Here is a 16,126-nt window from a genome sequence, read left to right as displayed (position 1 = left end):
GTCCGGCAACCTCCAGGTAGCCGCGCAACTGGCTCGGCAGTGTGCCGGTGGCCTGGTTGACGATGATGCGGGCCGAGCCGCCCGGCAGCAGGTTCGGGTTGCCGTTGACGTACCCCGCCTGCTGGGTAGCCACGATCGACGGCGAATTGTTCAGGATGATGCCGGCCTTGGGGACGTCGAACTGGGTGTAGGCGTTGACGGACACGCCGGCGGTGGACGGCCGGGTGATATTGACCTGCTGCAGCCCGTTCGCGGTCTGGACCACGGCGGGCCGGTTGGCGCCCGCGTTCGGGTCCGCCACCACCTGTGCGCTGGCCGTCCATGGCAGCCCCATTGCGCACCAGGCGGCCAGGGTCGTTGCCGGCAGGCCGAAGCGCGCCATGCGGGTGAACGCCGGAGCCTGTGTGCAGCGTGACCCAGCGCTGCGCCGCTTGCCCAGGCCGCTCGCCGATTCCTCGACCGCCATCAGCATGGCGCGTGACCGATTGAAGACAAGGCGGTAGCAACGGCGATTCATGATCTGGGTAACGGCACACGGTTTGATACGTGCGCAACTTTACCCAAACCACTAAGAAATAAATGTCAAAAATCTCAAAATGAGACAAAACATGAAAATCTGAATTGCCTGATTGATTCCACAAGAAATTTAACGTTAGTGGCTCATTTTCGCCTGTGTCCGGAGCCACCGCGCCCCGCCAGGCCGCGCTCACCAGCGCATCCAGCCGCGCCTTGCCATTCCCCGCCCTGAACGGCGAAGTCTGCCGCGCAACCGATCAACGCAACGGTTTACAAGGCTCCGCCCACCGCCTAAGGTCAACCAGTAAGTGACTTGCCGGGAACCATCCCATGTCGATCGACCGCCGCTCCTTCCTCAGTCTTGCAGCAGGCCTGGCCGCTACCGGCCTCGGCCCTGTGCTGCCGGCTCATGCCGCCACCGTCGCCGCCCCCTTGCGCCGCAATATCCCGGGCACCACCGAAGCCCTGCCCGTGATCGGCATGGGCACCGCCGACACCTTCAACGTCGGCACCGGCGCCGCCGAACGCAAGCCGCTGGCGGAGGTAATGGGCCTCCTGCTGCAGAGCGAAGGTTCGGTCGTCGATACCGCGCCCAGCTACGGCAGCGCAGAGGCCGTGACCGGCGACCTGCTGCGCGCGGCCAACGCCCGCAGCCGGGTGTTCCTGGCCACCAAGATCTCGGCCAAGTCCGGCGCGCCCGCGCAGGCGCAATGGGCGCGCTCGCTGGCCGACCTGCATGTAGACAAGGTCGACCTGCTGCAGATACACAACCTGATTGACTGGCAGGCCAACCTGCGCTGGCTGCGCGAGCTGAAGGAACAGGGCCGCATCCGCTACCTGGGCGTCACCCACTACCGCGACGATGCGCACGAGGCGCTGGAGAATATCGTGCGCAGCGAGCGCGTGGACTTTGTCCAGATCAACTATTCAGTGGCCGAGCGCAATGCCGAGCGCACGCTGCTGCCGCTGTGCGAAGCACGCGGCGTGGCGGTGCTGATCAACCGGCCATTTCAGGACGGGCGTCTCTTTCGCGCCGTCAAGGACCGACCGCTGCCGCCGTGGGCCGGCGATATCGACTGCGGCTCGTGGGCCCAGCTGTTCCTGAAGTTCATCGTCAGCCATCCCGCCGTGACCGCGGCGATCCCGGCCACCTCCAAGCCGCCCAACATGGCCGACAATCTCGGCGCCGGACTGGGCCGCATGCCTGACCCCGGCCAGCGCGAGCGCATCGCCGCGCTGCTGCGCTGAGCGGCAATCTATCGTGGACGATCCCGCGCGCGAGGCGCCTGCCGGCGGCCTGGCCCGGCTGCGGCGCGGCTTCGGCATCCGCCCCGGCGAGACCGGCGCCGTGGTGGCCGGCTTCCTGTTTTTCTTCTGCCTGTTCGCCAGCTATTTCATGCTGCGCCCGGTGCGCGAGACCATGGGCATTGCCGGCGGCGTGAAGAACCTGCAGTGGCTGTTCACCGCCACCTTTGTCGTGATGCTGGCCGCGATCCCGCTGTACGGCGCGGTCTGCGCGTGGCTGCCGCGGCGCCGCTTCGTGCCCTGGGTGTACGCCTTCTTTATCGCCAACCTGCTTGGCTTTGCGCTGGCCACTCGCGCCCTGCCTGACAACGTCTGGCTGGCGCGCGTGTTCTATGTGTGGCTGTCGGTGTTCAACCTGTTCGTGGTGTCCGTGGCATGGAGCCTGATGGCCGATGTGTTCCGCCCCGAGCAGGCGCGCCGGCTGTTCGCATTGCTGGCCGCCGGCGCCAGCGCGGGCGGGCTGGCCGGCCCCGTGCTGGGCGGCTGGCTGGTGCCGCAGATCGGCCTGACCGGGCTGATGCTGCTGTCGGCAGCGCTGCTGGCCGCAACGCTGCCGGGCGTGGGCTGGCTGTTCGGCTGGCGCCGCCGCGCCGGCGCGGGCGTGGTGCAGCCGGGCGAAGCCCCGGCCGGCGCGGCGCAGGATCCGGCCAACCCCATCGGCGGCGGGCTGCTGGCCGGGCTGTCGCTGCTGCTGCGCTCGCGCTACCTGCTTGGCATCGGCCTGTTCGTGATCCTGCTGGCCACGGCCAGCACCTTCCTGTATTTCGAGCAGGCGCGGCTGGTGGCCGAGGCCTTCCCGGAGCGCACCCGCCAGACCCAGGTCTTCAGCGCGCTGGATGCTACCGTGCAGGCGCTGACCATCCTGGTCCAGCTCTTCTTCACCGGCCGCATCGCGCGCCGCTATGGCGTCACCGTGCTGCTGACCGCGGTGCCGCTGGCGGTGACCTGCGGCTTTCTCGTGCTGGCGATGCTGCCGACCTTCGGCGTGCTGGCCGGCGTGATGATCCTGCGGCGCGTGGGCGAATACGCGCTGCTGCGCCCCGGGCGCGAGATGCTGTTCACCGTGGTCGATCCCGAGACCAAGTACAAGGCCAAGAACGTGATTGACACCGCGGTCTACCGTGCGGGCGATGCGGTCAGTGCGTGGGTCAAGACGGGGATCGATGCGCTGTCGGGCCATCCCGCCACGGTGGCGCTGGCTGGCGCCGTGCTCGCGCTGGTGTGGGCGGGGCTGGGCTGGTGGCTGGGGCGGCGGCATGAGGGGCAGTTGCGACCGCCGGATGCCAGCCTCAGCCGTGCAGTGGGAAATACCGCTGCACGCTAATGCCCGGGACAAGGGTTTTCCCGGTTGACGCTGTGCCTGCGAAGCCATACATTGGTCACGCAGATCTAGATAAGAGACCATCTGTAAGATGGTCTCTTCGCGCCTTGCAGTTGCTGCGGCCTCTTACAGAACAAATAAGAGGAGACCGCCGTGCAACACTCTGCCATCAAGATTCGTGGCATCGATGATGTCATTGCCTACATAGATTCCTGCCCGGGCATTCGCGGCAGGGCCGGTGTCATCTGGTGGCTCGCACTCGGCGGGCTATTCCTTGATGCATTTTCCAATTCTGCGCTGAGCGCCGGCCTCGGGCCGATGACGCGCAACCTTCAACTCGCGCCTGCAAAGGTCGCCCTGTTGACCTCGTTTGCCTCCTGGGTGGCCATTGCCTTCAACCCTATCGGCGGCTGGATGGCCGACCGCTGGGGCCGCGTCCGACCGCTGGTTCTCGCCAAGGTCCTGGCCGTGGCCGGCGCATTGCTGGTGGTGTTTGCCCCCGGCTTCGAGGTGATCCTGGCCGGTCGCTTCTTTGTCGGCGCGGCCTACGGCATCGACTTTGCCATCGCCATGGCGGTGCTGGCGGAGTTCACGCCGGTGAAACTCAAGAGTCGGCTGAACACGTGGCAAGGCATGTGGTACACGGCCGTCTGCTCCAACCTGCTGCTGGCACTGCTGTTCTACTCCTGGGACGTTGGCGATACGATCTGGCGCTACTCGGTGGCAGCCACCGCGGTCTTCGGCGTGATGATCCTGCTGCTGCAGGGCCTGTTCCTGGTGGAAAGCCCGATCTGGCTGGCACGCAAGGAATTGCTCGATGCCGCCGCACACGCCATGACGCGCATCTATGGACGTGAGTTCGTAGCCGCACCGCCCGCGGAACGCATCCCCGTCCTCAACCAGGCGCGCCGCGGCCTGGCCAACGTTCTGCTGATCTTCCGCGGCGTCTACCTGCCGCGCACCGTGCTGGCGGCCACCGTGCAGATCGGGCAGTCGATCCAGTACTTCGCGATCGGCTGGTACCTGCCGCTGATCAGTGCGGCCCTGTTCGGCAAGGACTTTGTCTACGCGACCATCGGCGCGCTGGTTTTCAACGTCTGCGGCATCTTTGGCGGCTTCCTCTCGCCCTTGATAGGCCGCAAGCTGGGCCTGCGCCGCGCCTCGGCGTTCGGCTTTGCGGCGGTATTCGCCATGCTGCTGATCCTGGGCCTGTTCAACGGCAAGATGCCGATGTGGATGGCAGTGGTGGTTCCGTCGCTGTTCATCCTGTTCCACTCGGGCGGGCCCGGCGCGAATGGCAAAAGCCTGTCGTCACTGTCCTTCCGCAGCGAACTTCGCGCGGGCGCCAACGGCATCATCGGCGCGCTCGGCGCCATCGGCGCTGCACTGGGCCTGCTGGTGTTCCCGCTGTTCCGCGCACAGTATGGGCTGGAAACCACCTTCCTGATTCTCTCTGTGGTCCCGCTGCTGGCCAGCATCATCTGCTTCGCGATCCGCTGGGACCCGACCCGCACCACCATCAACCCCGACAATGAAGCCGATGCCCCGCAGTTCAAGGGCGATGTGCCGGACGCTCCGGGTTTCATGAATCCCGCGATTGAGAAGGCCCGCCCATGACCCAGCGCAGAAATGTCATCCTTGCGATCGATGAGGGCACCTCAGGCACCCGGGCAGCGGTGGTCGCCGCTGACGGTCATGTCATGTGCCTCGAGTACACCACGCTTGAGGTCCGTTCGCCCTGCCCTGGCGTGGTCGAGCAGGACGCCGACGTCCTGCTCGACAAGACCCTGGCAGTTTGCCGCGCCACCCTGGCACAGGCTGCCCGCGAAAACCTGACCGTCACCGCCCTCGCCATCGCGACCCAGCGCGCCACCGCGGTACTGTGGGACACGCAGACCGGACGTGCGCTGGCACCCGCCATGGTGTGGCAGGACACGCGATACGCAGCCGATCTGGATCAGCTTGCGCCGGCATGGGACGCGACTCTGCGCGAAGCAGTCGGCCGCCCCACCGGTGTGCGCTCGCCTTACCTATGGGCGGCGCGGCACCTGCGCGACACGCCGGCTGTGGCTGACGCCTTCCGTGCGCGCCGGCTCGCCTTCGGCACCATCGACAGCTGGCTGCTTTGGCACCTGTCGACGGCACGCACGTGCATCACCACGCCGACCAACGCCACTTCCTGCAACGCCTATGTACTGACCGGGCATCGCTACCAGCTCGACTGGATCGACGCGCTTGGCTTTCCGCGCGAGCTGCTGCCTGAGCTGCGCCAGGATGCGGACGACTTCGGCCGCACGCGGCCGGACGTGCTGGGGCTTGACGTGCCGATCCTGGCTTGTGCCGGGGACCAGCTCGCCGGCGCAATCGGCCTGGGATGCCTCGATGCCGGCCAGGCGATGTGCCTGCATGGCACCGGCAGCTTCGTCGACCTGGTAGTCGGTCCGAACCTTCCTGCCCGCAGCGGCAAGTCGGACAGCACCCTGACCATGACCGCGCGCCGGCAACTGGGCGTGTCGCATTTCTCCGTCGAAACCTTTGTCGCCACCACCGGCTCCGCGCTCAACTGGGTCTGCGACAAGCTCGGCTGGTTCGAGAACGCCAGGCAAATCAGTGCGCTGGCCAGCACCGTTGCGTCTTCACGAGGCGTGACCTTTATTCCCGCGCTGACCGGCCTGCGCGTCCCACGCATGCAGCCCGAGGCGCGCGCCGCACTGACCGGCATCTCGATGGCAACGACGCAGGCCGAGATGGCCTTTGCCATCCTTGAAGGCATTGCGCATTCGGTGACTTCCTGCATCGAGGCAAACCGGAAGATCGCGGGCGTGCCGGTGTCGGAGCTCGTGGTTGGCGGCGGCTTGTCCGGCAGCGATGCGCTGCTGCAGATGCAGGCGGATCTCAGCGGAATTTCCATCCACCGCATGAAGGAGACCGACCGCGCCAGCCTGCGCGGCATCGCTTACCTTGCCGGCTCGTCCGGCCTGCTTTGGGATTCCATGCAGCAGGCCCGGACCACCACCACCCCGGACGCAGTATTCGAACCGGCGATCAGCGCCGATGAGCGCGCCCAGCGGCGCGCGCTCTGGCATGCGCGGGTGGCATCCGAGCTCAACCATGCGGACGCGCTTGCGGTCCATTAATCAGGAGCAATAACAGACATGGTGATTTTTCCATCCCGCAGCGCTAACCGCGAGCGCGCCGCCATGACCAGCACCGAGCCGTTGCGGCTGGTGCGCCGGGACCTGCTCGACCGCCTGGAGGCGGATGCGTTCGACATCCTGGTGGTCGGCGGCGGCGTGACGGGCGCCTACGCCGCGCTGGATGCCAGCTTGCGCGGCTATCGCGTGGCGCTGGTTGAAAAGTGCGACTTCGCCGCGGGGACCTCTTCCAAGTCATCCAAGATGGTGCACGGCGGCCTGCGCTATATCGAGCAGGGCAATCTCGGCCTGGTACGCCATTCACTGCTGGAGCGCCAGCGCCTGCGCCGCAACGCGCGCCACCTGGTGCAGCGGCTGCCGTTCCTGTTCCCGGTGATGGAGCGCAACGGCGTGTTCGACAAGCGCCTCGCCAAGGCCTTCGAGAGCCTGCTCTGGACCTACGACCTCGCCGGTGGCTGGCGCGAGGGAATCCTGCACCAGAAGCTGACCAAGGCCGAGGTGCTGTCCCACTGCCCGACCTTCAATGAGGAACATCTGACCGGCGGCTACCTGTACTTCGATGCGCGCGTCGATGATGCCCGCCTGACACTGAACATCGCGCGCACGGCAGCGTTCCACGGAGCGGCCGTGGTCAATCATGCGACCGTCGCCGAGATCACCCGCGACGGCCACGGCAAGGTGGATGGCGCCATTGTCCACGCCGGCGAGCGCGAGATCCGCGTGCACGCAGGCGTGGTCATCATGGCAACCGGCGTCTGGCTGCGCGACTGGACCGGCCGCAGGAAGGGCGAGGCCAGGACCCTGCACATTCGCCCTGCCAAGGGCGTCCACGTTGCCATCCCGTGGCTGAAGATCCGCAATGACTGCACGGTGACGATCCCGGTGCCCGGGCGCAGCCGCCGGGCAACGATCACGCGGTGGGGCAATGTGTCCTACCTCGGCACCACCGACGAAGACTATGAGGGCGACCTCGACAATGTCATGTGCACCCGGCAGGAGCTCGACTTCCTGCTGGAGGGCGCGCGCTCGGCACTAAAGACCGACCTGACGGCGGATGACGTGGTCGGCAGCATCGCGGGGTGCCGCCCGCTGGTGGCGCCGCCCGGCGGCAAGACCCTGGAAATCAAGCGCAATCACGAGATTCATACCGCGGACGACGGCCTGGTGACCATCGTCGGCGGCAAGCTCACGACCTCGCGGCACATGGCCGAGCAGACCATCGATGCGGCGCAGAAGGTCATCGGCAAGCGCAGCAAGTGCCTGACCAGATCGGCCTATCTGCTCGGGGCGGCTGGCTATGACGCGCAGGCCATCGTCGCATCCGGCGGCATGTCCGCGCACCTGGGCGAGCGCTATGGCACGGAAGCGCGCTTTGTCAGCGACATCCTGCAGGCGGACGCCACCCTGGCCAGGCCGATCGTCGAAGGCCTGCCGTATACGGAAGCCGAAATCGTCTACGCCGTGCGCCATGAACTGGCCGGCACGGTTGACGACGTCTTGTCACGACGCATCCGCGCCCGCCTGATGGCGCGCGATGCCTCCGCCCGCGCCGCAGCGCGGGTGGGCCAGATCCTCCAGGCCGAACTCGGATTGTCCGAAGCGGCCGTGGCGCGGCAGGTCAGCGAATACCTGGCCGCCGTCGCCCTCGAAAAATCCGTCCTCATGGGAGACTCAGCATGATCAGCAAGGAAGCCATCAAGCGCGGCTACAACCGCGGCAACTACGTCGTCGGCGCCCACACGCCGCCGGGCTATGCGGCGAACATCCAGGGCACCCCGGATGCGCCGGGCCTGCAACGCGACACCATTGCCGTCTGCGCGGCCGATATTGCGGCCTTGCGCAAGGTGGCCGACGAGGTCCTGACCGATACCGCCGACGTCGTGGCGTGGACGCGCGACTGGTGGGCCGGATCGATGATCACGGAGACCGCCGGCAGGCCCGCCACGCCGCGCGGGGTCATCGTGCGCGCTTCCACCGTGGAACAGGTGCAGGCAGTCATGCGCATTGCCAGCGCCAGTGCCATTCCGGTCACCGTATCGGCCGGCCGCAGCAACGTGACGGGCGCCGCCCTGCCCGTGCGCGGCGGCATCGTACTGGACGTGTGCGGCCTGAACCAGTTGGTCGGATTCGACAAGGACAGCCAGATCGTCGACGTGGAAGCCGGCATGTTCGGCGACATTTTCGAACAGACCGTGCAGAAGGAATTCGGCATGACGATGGGCCACTGGCCATCGTCGTACGCGATCAGCACGGTCGGCGGATGGGTAGCCTGCCGCGGCGCCGGTCAGTTGTCCACGCGCTACGGCAAGATCGAGGACATGGTGTTCGGCATGGATGTGGTGCTGGCCGACGGCAGCCTCGTCACCGTGGGCGGCTACTCGCGCGCGGCATTGGGCCCGGATCTGCAGCAACTGTTCATCGGGTCCGAGGGCATGCTGGGCGTGATCGTGCGCGTGCGCCTCAAGCTGCACCGCCTGCCCGACTACGGGCGCGCCATCGCCTATGGCTTCAAGACCTTTGCCATCGGCCTGGAGGCCTGCCGCGAAATCATGCAGCGCGGGGCCAATCCCGCGGCGCTGCGGCTCTATGACGAACTGGAGAGTGGCGTGCAGTTCGGGCTGCCGGACACCAACGTCCTGCTGGTTGCCGACGAGGGGGCGCGCGAGATGGTCGATGCGGTGATGACGATCAGCGAGCGCGTGTGCCAGGAACTTGGTGACAAGCTGGACAGCGAGTCCATTTTCGAGCGCTGGCTCGACACGCGCTACCTGACCGGCAAGAGCGCCGAGGGCTTCAAGCGCAGCCCCGGCTTTGTCGCCGACACGCTCGAAATGTCGGGACCGTGGCGCGACCTGGCTGCCATCTACGCGGACGTGGTCAAGGCCATCAATGCCGTGCCGGGCACCCTCGCCGGCTCCGCGCACCAGTCGCACGCCTATGTGGACGGCGCCTGCCTGTACTTCTCGCTGCGCGGTGAGGTCGCGGTGGAAGACCGCCAGAAGTGGTATCGCCAGGCATGGGATGCTGCCAATGCGGTGCTGATCCAATACAATGCGGCACTGAGCCACCACCACGGAATCGGACTGTTGCGCGCGCCATACATGGCCCCGTCGCTGGACACGGCGTTCCCGCTGCTGGCGGCGGTCAAGCAGGCACTCGACCCGCAGAATATCCTGAACCCAGGCAAGCTGGGTCTCAGTGACGTGCTCACCAACGAACCGAAGTAACCAGCATGGACAGGTCCCTCGGTGCGCGCCTGACGCGACACCCCGTCATCGGCACACTCTACGGTGTTGACCAGATCGACGCCATTTTTGAAAGCGTGGCCGAAGTCTGCATTGTCGCCAACGTGGAACTGCGCAAGCTGCAGCCCGTCATCGCCACGCTGGCCAGCGCCGGCAAGTACGTCATCGTCAATATCGACAGCTGCGAAGGCTTGTCGCAGGACAAGGGCGGGGTGGAGTACCTGGCCGACATCGGGGTGACCAGTCTGGTCTCCACGCGCGTGGCAACGATCCAGCGCGCCAACCGCGCCGGCATGGTGACGATGCAGAAGGTCTTTGTGACCGACCGCTCCACCTGGCCGCGCAGCGTCAAGGCGCTCGAACAGAGCGACCCGAACCTGGTGCAGCTGATGCCGGCACCGATGCTGTCGCACCTGCCAGAAGCGGACCGCAAGGCGCTGCCGCCGATCGTGACATCAGGCTTTGTCTGCAATCGGGATGATATCCGCAGCGCGCTCGCACAAGGCGCTGTGGCCGTCTCCACCAGCGACCGCAAGCTCTGGAACCTGGAAGCGAGAGCGCTGAAGGCGTAAGAGTCCCGCCTGGGCAGTTTCGCTGACCGCTGATCGGCCAAAACTGGCCTGCAGCCGCAGGAAGATCGTATAGTCATGTCCTCGGACCTGGCTTGCCCCGCGCCGCGCCGGCCTGCGCCGCGCAGCCTGCAAGCCACCCCCCACATTCCTGATCCCGGAGGACTCCCCCATGAAAACCAAAGCCGCCATCGCCTGGAAAGCCGGCGCCCCGCTGACCATTGAAGACGTGGACCTGGACGGCCCGCGCGCCGGGGAAGTGCTGGTGGAAGTCAAGGCCACCGGCATCTGCCATACCGATTACTACACCCTGTCCGGCGCCGACCCGGAAGGCATCTTCCCGGCAATCCTGGGCCATGAGGGCGCCGGCATCGTCACCGACGTTGGCCCCGGCGTGACCTCGCTCAAGCCCGGCGACCACGTGATCCCGCTGTACACGCCGGAATGCCGCCAGTGCAAGTTCTGCCTGTCGCGCAAGACCAACCTGTGCCAGGCGATCCGCGCCACGCAGGGCAAGGGCCTGATGCCGGACGGCACCTCGCGCTTTTCTATCGACGGCAAGCCGATCTTCCACTACATGGGCACCTCGACCTTCGCCAACCACATCGTGGTGCCGGAGATCGCGCTGGCCAAGATCCGCCCGGATGCGCCGTTCGACAAGGTCTGCTACATCGGCTGCGGCGTCACCACCGGCGTGGGCGCGGTGCTGTTCACCGCCAAGGTGGAAGCCGGCGCCAACGTGGTGGTGTTTGGCCTGGGCGGCATCGGCCTGAACGTGATCCAGGCGGCCAGGATGGTGGGCGCCGACAAGATCATCGGCGTGGACCTGAACCCGGGCCGCGAAGCCATGGCGCGCAAGTTCGGCATGACCCACTTCATCAACCCGAAGGACGTGGAGAACGTGGTCGACCACATCATCCAGCTGACCGACGGCGGTGCAGACTATTCGTTCGAATGCATCGGCAACACGCAGGTCATGCGCCAGGCGCTGGAGTGCTGCCACAAGGGCTGGGGCAAGTCGATCATCATCGGCGTGGCCGAGGCCGGCGCGGAGATCTCGACGCGCCCGTTCCAGCTGGTGACCGGGCGCGAGTGGAAGGGCTCGGCCTTTGGCGGCGCGCGCGGGCGCACCGATGTGCCCAGGATCGTCGACTGGTACATGGAAGGCAAGCTCAATATCGACGACCTGATCACGCACACGCTGCCGCTGGAGCGCATCAACGAGGGCTTCGACCTGATGAAGCGCGGCGAGTCGATCCGCTCCGTGGTGCTCTACTGAGGACGGCGCCGACATGGAACTGATCTCGCAACACGGCTGCCACGGCGGCGTGCAGCGCTTCTATCGCCATGATTCGACGGCGATCGGGCTGCCGATGCGTTTCTCGGTCTACCTGCCGCCGCAGGCGCAGGCAGGCGGCAAGGTGCCGGTGCTGTTCTACCTGGCCGGCCTGACCTGCACCGAGGAAACCTTCATGATCAAGGCCGGTGCGCAGCGCTTTGCCGCCGAGCACGGCCTGATGCTGGTGGCGCCCGATACCAGCCCGCGCGGAGCGGGCCTGCCGGGCGAGGCCGATGCCTGGGACTTCGGCGTGGGTGCCGGGTTCTATGTCGATGCCACCGAGGCGCCGTGGCAGGAGTACTGGCGCATGGAAAGCTACGTGGCCGACGAACTGTTCGGGCTGGTCACCACCGCCTTGCCGGGCGATGCCGGCCGCGTCGGCATCTTCGGGCATTCCATGGGCGGGCACGGCGCGCTGGTGCTGGCGCAGCGCCATCCGCAGCGCTTCCGCTCGGTGTCGGCGTTTGCGCCGATCGCCGCGCCGTCACGCTGCCCGTGGGGTGAGAAGGCGTTCACTGGCTACCTCGGCACGGACCGCGCCGCGTGGGCTGAGTACGACGCCAGTGAACTGATGGCACGCCAGAATGGGGCGCCCTTCCCGGCCGGCATCCTGGTCGACCAGGGACTGGACGACCAGTTCCTGCAAAGCCAGCTGCATCCGGAAGCCTTCGCGGCAGCCTGCCAGGCCGTCGGCCAGCCGCTGACGCTGCGCCGGCACAGCGGCTACGACCACGGCTACTACTTCATCACCAGCTTTATCGCCGATCACATCCGCCACCACGCGGCACAGCTGTAGACGCGCCGCATCAACCTTCCGCCACCCGGCGGTATGCCCCCGGGCGCGATCCGGTCCAGCGCCGGAACGCCCGGTGGAACGCGCCCGGCTCGGCAAAGCCGAGCTCGGCCGCGATATCCGCGACCGGGCGGCCCGAATGGCTGAGCGCCTCGATGGCAAGATCGCGCCGCAGCGCGTCCTTCAGGTCCTGGTAGCTGACGCCCTCCTCCATCAGCCGGCGCCGCAGCGATGATGCGGAAAGGTTCAGGCTGATCGCCAGATCTTCAAAGGTGGGCCATTGATCCGGGCGTTGGTTGCGCAGCAGCCTGCGCACGCGCGCGCCCACGCTGGCGCGGTCGGAGTACTTCACCACCACGTTGTGCGGCGCATCGCGCAGGAAGGCCTTCAGGCTGCGCTCGTCCTGGCGCACCGGCTGCTCCAGCAGTGCCGCGTCGAAGACCAGCGCCGTGGCCGGCTGCCCGAACGCCAGCTGGCGCGAATACATGACGCGGTATTCCGCGCTGTACTGCGGCTCGTCGTAGTCGAAGGCCGCCAGCCGCACCGGCACGCGCCGCCGCAGCAGCCAGCTCATCAGGCCATGCAGCATGATCAGCATGGTTTCCTTGGCAAACACGCCGGGCTGCCGCCCCAGGTGTGCGCAGGGCGCGGTCAGCACCAGCGCGGCCTCGTCGCCGTGGCGCTCCAGCCGCACGCCGATATCGTCCAGCAGCAGCCGGAAGTACCGCGTGATGCGCTCCAGTCCCTGCCCCAGGGTGCGGCTGCCGGCCACCGCGTGGCACAGCATGGCAAAGCTGCCGCATTTCATGCTGCGCGAATCCTGCCCGAAAAATTCATCGTCCAGCGCCGCCGCCACGGCCATCCACAGCTCGCTGTAGCTGGCGGCCGATACGCGTGACTGCGGCACCGCCAGCAGCGCCGGCGCAATGCCAGAGCCGCGCAGCACCGGATCCGGGTCGATGCCGCGCGCGCGCAGCCCCGCGATGGCGTGGTGGACGAAACAGATGGCGACACTGCCTTTTTCCATGGCGCGGGAGGGTGGCAAACGAGTTCACGAAGATTGGCGGATTTTGGCATAGGAGCCCGCCCCCGGCGTTCCTACACTGCCCGCAGGTCAAACGCCAAGCGCGCATTCTGCCTGACTTGCCGCGCGGCTCCAAACCCCCACCCTCATCTGCCATGCACAGCGACTACACCGAAGAGCAAACCATGATCCGCGACAGCGCGCGCGCCTTTGCCAGCGAACGGCTGGCAGTGGGCGCCGCGCAATGGGACCGCGACGGCCGCCTGCCCGATGAAGTCGTCGCCGAGATGGGCGCGCTGGGGCTACTGGGCATGATCGTTCCCGAGGAATGGGGCGGCACCTATACCGACTACGTCGCCTATGCGCTCGCCATCGAAGAAATTGCCGCCGGCTGCGCCGCCTGCGCCACGATGATGAGCGTGCACAACTCGGTCGGCTGCGGGCCGGTCCTGCACTATGGCACCGATGCGCAGAAAGAACGCTACCTGGCGCGGCTGGCCAGCGGGGAGCTGATCGGCGCGTTCTGCCTGACCGAGCCGCAGGCCGGCTCCGAGGCGCACAACCTGCGCACGCGCGCGCGCTTCACCGACAACGGCTGGGTGCTCAACGGCAGCAAGCAGTTCGTCACCAACGGCCAGCGCGCCGGTGTGGCGGTGGTGTTCGCCTCGACCGAGCCCGAGCGCGGCAAGAAGGGCATCTCGGCCTTCCTTGTCCCCACAAACACCCCCGGCTTTATCGTCCACGCCCCGGAGAAAAAGCTCGGCATCCGCGCCTCGGACACCTGCGCGATCACGCTGGAAGACTGCACCGTGCCGCATGACGCACTGCTGGGCGAGCCCGGCGAGGGCCTGCGCATTGCGCTGTCCAACCTGGAAGGCGGACGCATCGGCATCGCCGCGCAGGCAATCGGCATTGCACGCTCAGCCTTCGAGGCCGCATGTCGCTATGCATCGGAACGCATCCAGTTCGGCCGCGCACTGCGTGAACACCCGCCCATTGCCAACATGCTGGCCGACATGGCCACCGAGCTGAACGCCGCGCGCCTGCTGGTGCACCGCGCCGCGCGCATGCGCAGCGAAGGCGTGCCGTGCCTGTCCGAAGCCTCGCAGGCCAAGCTGTATGCGTCCGAGCTGGCCGAGCGCGTGTGCTCCAAGGCGTTGCAGATCCACGGCGGCTACGGCTACCTCGAAGACTACCCGGTCGAGCGCCACTACCGCGACGCCCGCATCACCCAGATCTACGAAGGCACCAGCGAGATCCAGCGCATGCTGATCGCGCGCAGCCTGTAGTCCCCCATCCCTTGCCAACAGAACCAGACCTTCCGGAGACAACCATGAGTGCCGTGCCCAAGACCGACAATGCCGTGCCGACCGTGCCGCTGCTGATCAACGGCGAATGGGTGGATTCATCCGCCACCGAATTCCGCAACGTGGTCAATCCCGCCACGCAGGAAGTGCTGGCACGCGTGCCGCTGGCCACCGCAAGCGAGGTCGCCGCTGCCGTGGGCGCCGCCCACCGCGCCTTTGCCACGTGGCGCCACACGCCCATCGGCGCACGGCTGCGCGTCATGCTGCGCTTCCAGGCCCTGATCCGCGAGCACAGCAAGCGTATCGCCGCCATCCTGACCGCCGAGCAGGGCAAGACCCTGGCCGATGCCGAGGGCGACATCTTCCGCGGGCTGGAGGTGGTCGAACACGCCTGTTCGATCGGCACCCTGCAGCAAGGGGGCTTTGCCGAGAACGTGGCCGCCACCGTCGACACCTACACGCTGCAGCAGCCGATTGGCGTGTGCGCGGGTATCACCCCGTTCAACTTCCCGGCGATGATCCCGCTGTGGATGTTCCCGATGGCGATCGTGTGCGGCAATACCTTTGTGCTCAAGCCGTCGGAGCAGGACCCGCTGTCCACCGTGGAGCTGGTCAAGCTGGCGCTGGAAGCCGGCGTGCCGCCGGGCGTGCTGAACGTGGTGCACGGCGCCAAGGACGTGGTCGATGCGCTGTGCACGCACCCGGACATCAAGGCGGTGTCGTTCGTGGGCTCGACCGCCGTTGGCACCCATGTCTATAACCTGGCCAGCGCGCACGGCAAGCGCGTGCAGTCGATGATGGGCGCGAAGAATCATGCCGTGGTACTGCCCGATGCGCACAAGGAGCAGACGCTGAACGCGCTGGCCGGTGCAGGCTTCGGCGCGGCCGGCCAGCGTTGCATGGCCACCTCGGTGGTGGTGCTGGTGGGGGCGGCACGCGACTGGGTGCCCGACCTGGTCGAACGCGCCAAGACCCTGAAAGTCGGCGCCGGCGCTGAAGCAGGCACCGATGTCGGCCCCGTGGTATCGGTGGCGGCAAAGGAACGGATCCTCGGCCTCATCGCCGCCGGCGAGCGCGAAGGCGCGACGCTGGTGCTGGATGGCCGCGGCGTGGAGGTGCCGGGCTTTCCGCAGGGCAACTTCATCGGCCCGACCATCTTTACCGATGTCCGGACCGACATGTCGATCTACACCGAGGAGATCTTCGGGCCGGTGCTGGTGGTGATCGGCGTCGATACGCTGGACGAGGCCATCGCCCTGGTCAACCGCAACCCGTTCGGCAACGGCACCGGCGTGTTCACGCAGAGCGGCGCCGCGGCGCGCAAGTTCCAGAGCGAGATCGACGTGGGCCAGGTCGGCATCAACATCCCCATCCCGGTGCCGGTGCCCTACTTCAGCTTCACCGGATCGCGTGGCTCCAAGCTGGGCGACCTGGGTCCGTACGGCAAGCAGGTGGTGCAGTTCTATACGCAGACCAAGACGGTGACGGCGCGGTGGTTTGATGACGCGACGGTCAACGATGGGGTGAACACCACCATCAGCCTGAAGTAATC

Annotated in this window: 12 protein-coding genes and 1 pseudogene; 11 read left to right on the top strand and 2 right to left on the bottom strand. The window is 67.0% G+C overall.

Going from position 1 to position 16,126, the window contains the following annotated elements; translation table 11 throughout:
• Position 1: 1 nt before the first annotated feature.
• Positions 2-517 (bottom strand): annotated as a pseudogene (locus tag AC3WRR_RS11570) (two-partner secretion domain-containing protein); the annotation flags it as partial.
• A gap of 329 nt (positions 518-846) precedes the next feature.
• Between AC3WRR_RS11570 and AC3WRR_RS11565 the strand changes: the two are divergent.
• The 9 genes from AC3WRR_RS11565 (at position 847) to fghA (ending at position 12,246) form a co-directional block, all read left to right on the top strand.
• Entirely contained in the window at positions 847-1,764 is a 918-nt protein-coding gene (locus AC3WRR_RS11565; RefSeq protein ID WP_011617074.1) for an aldo/keto reductase, read from the top strand.
• Between the two features lie 13 nt (positions 1,765-1,777).
• The gene (locus tag AC3WRR_RS11560; protein WP_439672683.1) at positions 1,778-3,145 is read left to right on the top strand and encodes an NTP/NDP exchange transporter; all 1,368 of its coding nucleotides are present in this window, start codon (positions 1,778-1,780) and stop codon (positions 3,143-3,145) included.
• Between the two features lie 150 nt (positions 3,146-3,295).
• Positions 3,296-4,759: an MFS transporter gene (locus tag AC3WRR_RS11555; RefSeq protein ID WP_492297043.1), complete on the top strand. Its 1,464-nt coding sequence runs from the start codon at positions 3,296-3,298 to the stop codon at positions 4,757-4,759.
• Complete coding sequence (locus AC3WRR_RS11550) at positions 4,756-6,279, top strand: FGGY family carbohydrate kinase (protein WP_492297041.1); 1,524 nt, start codon at positions 4,756-4,758, stop codon at positions 6,277-6,279. The genes AC3WRR_RS11555 and AC3WRR_RS11550 overlap by 4 nt, the downstream gene beginning before the upstream one ends.
• Positions 6,280-6,297: 18 nt before the next feature.
• Complete coding sequence (locus tag AC3WRR_RS11545; protein WP_492297040.1) at positions 6,298-7,977, top strand: glycerol-3-phosphate dehydrogenase/oxidase; 1,680 nt, start codon at positions 6,298-6,300, stop codon at positions 7,975-7,977.
• Complete coding sequence (locus AC3WRR_RS11540) at positions 7,974-9,524, top strand: FAD-binding oxidoreductase (protein WP_010814126.1); 1,551 nt, start codon at positions 7,974-7,976, stop codon at positions 9,522-9,524. The genes AC3WRR_RS11545 and AC3WRR_RS11540 overlap by 4 nt, the downstream gene beginning before the upstream one ends.
• A gap of 5 nt (positions 9,525-9,529) precedes the next feature.
• Complete coding sequence (locus AC3WRR_RS11535; RefSeq protein ID WP_010814125.1) at positions 9,530-10,114, top strand: glycerol-3-phosphate responsive antiterminator; 585 nt, start codon at positions 9,530-9,532, stop codon at positions 10,112-10,114.
• Positions 10,115-10,283: 169 nt separating this feature from the next.
• Entirely contained in the window at positions 10,284-11,390 is a 1,107-nt protein-coding gene (locus AC3WRR_RS11530) for an S-(hydroxymethyl)glutathione dehydrogenase/class III alcohol dehydrogenase (RefSeq protein WP_492297038.1), read from the top strand.
• A gap of 13 nt (positions 11,391-11,403) precedes the next feature.
• A complete protein-coding gene (gene fghA, locus AC3WRR_RS11525; protein ID WP_010814123.1) occupies positions 11,404-12,246 on the top strand; it encodes an S-formylglutathione hydrolase in 843 nt (280 codons plus the stop codon).
• Between the two features lie 10 nt (positions 12,247-12,256).
• Here the strand turns inward: fghA and AC3WRR_RS11520 are convergent, their stop codons facing one another.
• Entirely contained in the window at positions 12,257-13,270 is a 1,014-nt protein-coding gene (locus AC3WRR_RS11520) for an AraC family transcriptional regulator (protein WP_010814122.1), read from the bottom strand.
• A gap of 152 nt (positions 13,271-13,422) precedes the next feature.
• Between AC3WRR_RS11520 and AC3WRR_RS11515 the strand changes: the two genes are divergently transcribed.
• Together AC3WRR_RS11515 and AC3WRR_RS11510 are read left to right on the top strand one after the other, a co-directional pair.
• Positions 13,423-14,556 carry an acyl-CoA dehydrogenase family protein gene (locus AC3WRR_RS11515; protein WP_010814121.1) on the top strand — a complete coding sequence of 378 codons (1,134 nt, stop codon included), beginning with the start codon at positions 13,423-13,425 and terminating at the stop codon, positions 14,554-14,556.
• 44 nt (positions 14,557-14,600) lie between these two features.
• Positions 14,601-16,124 carry a CoA-acylating methylmalonate-semialdehyde dehydrogenase gene (locus tag AC3WRR_RS11510; protein WP_010814120.1) on the top strand — a complete coding sequence of 508 codons (1,524 nt, stop codon included), beginning with the start codon at positions 14,601-14,603 and terminating at the stop codon, positions 16,122-16,124.
• The last annotated feature ends 2 nt before the right edge of the window (positions 16,125-16,126 follow it).

The organism is Cupriavidus sp. FW305-3-2-15-C-LB2 (genome assembly GCF_058787575.1).
This window is presented reverse-complemented; position numbering and strand designations above follow the sequence as displayed.

What these genes read in the sequence shown, in the direction of transcription:
- AC3WRR_RS11515 (WP_010814121.1), top strand. Translation starts at nt 13,423, where the DNA reads ATGCACAGCGACTACACCGAAGAGCAAACCATGATCCGCGACAGCGCG.
- fghA (WP_010814123.1), top strand. Translation starts at nt 11,404, where the DNA reads ATGGAACTGATCTCGCAACACGGCTGCCACGGCGGCGTGCAGCGCTTC.
- AC3WRR_RS11565 (WP_011617074.1), top strand. Translation starts at nt 847, where the DNA reads ATGTCGATCGACCGCCGCTCCTTCCTCAGTCTTGCAGCAGGCCTGGCC.
- AC3WRR_RS11530 (WP_492297038.1), top strand. Translation starts at nt 10,284, where the DNA reads ATGAAAACCAAAGCCGCCATCGCCTGGAAAGCCGGCGCCCCGCTGACC.
- AC3WRR_RS11535 (WP_010814125.1), top strand. Translation starts at nt 9,530, where the DNA reads ATGGACAGGTCCCTCGGTGCGCGCCTGACGCGACACCCCGTCATCGGC.
- AC3WRR_RS11545 (WP_492297040.1), top strand. Translation starts at nt 6,298, where the DNA reads ATGGTGATTTTTCCATCCCGCAGCGCTAACCGCGAGCGCGCCGCCATG.
- AC3WRR_RS11550 (WP_492297041.1), top strand. Translation starts at nt 4,756, where the DNA reads ATGACCCAGCGCAGAAATGTCATCCTTGCGATCGATGAGGGCACCTCA.
- AC3WRR_RS11510 (WP_010814120.1), top strand. Translation starts at nt 14,601, where the DNA reads ATGAGTGCCGTGCCCAAGACCGACAATGCCGTGCCGACCGTGCCGCTG.
- AC3WRR_RS11520 (WP_010814122.1), bottom strand. Translation starts at nt 13,270, where the DNA reads ATGGAAAAAGGCAGTGTCGCCATCTGTTTCGTCCACCACGCCATCGCG.
- AC3WRR_RS11540 (WP_010814126.1), top strand. Translation starts at nt 7,974, where the DNA reads ATGATCAGCAAGGAAGCCATCAAGCGCGGCTACAACCGCGGCAACTAC.